Source organism: Vagococcus sp. AM17-17 (assembly GCF_003471765.1).
Classification (GTDB): Bacteria; Bacillota; Bacilli; order Lactobacillales; family Vagococcaceae; genus Vagococcus; species Vagococcus teuberi.
In genome coordinates this window covers 288-2,177 of sequence record NZ_QRJY01000036.1, presented here as the reverse complement: position 1 = coordinate 2,177, position 1,890 = coordinate 288, and the positions used below count along the sequence as shown (strand labels likewise).

Sequence of the window (1,890 nt, the reverse complement as noted above, 5' to 3'; positions counted from 1 at the left end):
TTAGTACTTTGATGCTTCCATTGACCATTATGAGGTATATTAGGTAAATTAGATTTAAATGTATTGTCTCTAAAGTATGTTCCCAAAGTTAGACTAGACAAATTAGATGTATTACTAAACATATCTGTCACATCTGTCTTTAGCGTAACAAATCCACTAATATTTAGTGATTTTAAAGAAGTTGCATCAGAAAACATTGAATTCATGTTAACGACCTTTAAGGTATCCCATTTTGATAAGTCTAGCATTTCTAAACCAGATACTGAACTAAACATACCTGTCATATTAGTCACATTTGAAGTATTCCAATTATTTATAGGTAAACTAACTAAATTAGAAGCTCCCTTGAACATGTAACTAGTATCTGTGGTTTGAGAGACATCAATTAAATCTATACCCTCAATACTTGTTAAATTAGATAATTCATTATTGGTTATAGATGAAAATAGATATGAAGAATCTTTAGGAGAAACAACAGAATCCTTAAAGACAATTTGCTTAATATCTTTAGGATTTAATTTATATTTATCTGTTCTATTCCATGGTGATTGGGTATATTCATTCAATTTTCCATTAGTCAGAAAAGTTAGTACCCCAGTTTCTGGAGTAAATTCCCATGGAACATCACCCCAAACTGGACGAGCTGTAACATTGATTTTAGTCGTTTTCCAGTGATCTAATGGTTGTCCATTTTCATCAAATTCCATATCGTCTTTGATTGTTCCAAATTGACCCTTAATAATGGATGGATCGTCTATTGTATAATAAGGTGTAATATCCTTACCACCATCATCTTTTGATTTAGCCATGTACATCGGATCAATCGAATATGTGTCGTATGGCTGCCCTGATACCTTAGTTGTTTTTACCACTTCTCCAGTTACATTATCTACGAATTCTACTGTTCGCTCCCGATAAGATTGATACGTAAATCCTTTAAATCGAACAGTTTGTTCAGCTGCAGAACCACCTACTGATCCACTCACTAGAAGTGAACCATATCTATATGATTCAGGTACAGTATACCAGTAAGTTGTCATCCCAGTACTTGATTGAACTTGATAATTTATTCTTCGTGTACTAGCAGTATAAGTTATGTTGACATCTTTAACATTACCAAAATAAAAATTACTTTCAAAATTACCATATGTCTGATACATTTCTCTTTTTCCAAGTCCATTTTCATCAGTAGACCATATCTGAAAATATGGTAAATATTTAGGATCCTCCGCATCCTCAGGATCTTGCCAATATTTAACGTTATTATCATCTTTAGGATTATAATATAAATCGACAATTAATCCCATAGCATCTGGAATACCCAACATACCTAGACCTTGACCTGGCATACCTTTATTTAAGTCTGGCAGACCTTGGTAAAATATAAAACTAAATCCATCAGCAGGTACACTATTATAATTTTTTATAACTTTCATACCAGTTTGTAATGAAAAATCTGAATCAAAGGAAAGATAATCGTTAAACCTAAATCTACCATTTGGACTATTTGGAATAGCTTTAGTTAATCTTACATCAACATAATTAGCGGTTTGACTTGTCTTTTCAGCACCACCTAGGAGACTAAAATTTTCATCAAATTGACTAGGTGTCACTTTAATTATTTGATTTACAGCAACCACATTTTCAGAGAAAAATACAATATAACCAAAAAATAAAAATGTTATTACTAATTTTTTCATAATATTCTCCCAACATAAATTTTCATTTATTATACCATAAAAATTATTTTTTTTATACTTTATTCGATAGTGAAAATAAGTTAACATAATGGTCTGTACACTAAATCGTAGTAATTGATTAAATTCTATAAGCCATTCATAGAAACCAAGTAGTATCAAATTTTTTCAACTATTTTTTTAGGGCTTGTAG

Annotated in this window: 1 protein-coding gene; it reads right to left on the bottom strand. The window is 30.8% G+C overall.

What is annotated here, in order from left to right; translation table 11 throughout:
- Positions 1 to 1,700: BspA family leucine-rich repeat surface protein (locus tag DW196_RS11015; RefSeq protein ID WP_118251292.1), on the bottom strand; the 1,700-nt coding region annotated here is incomplete at its 3' end.
- Positions 1,701 to 1,890 lie beyond the last annotated feature (190 nt).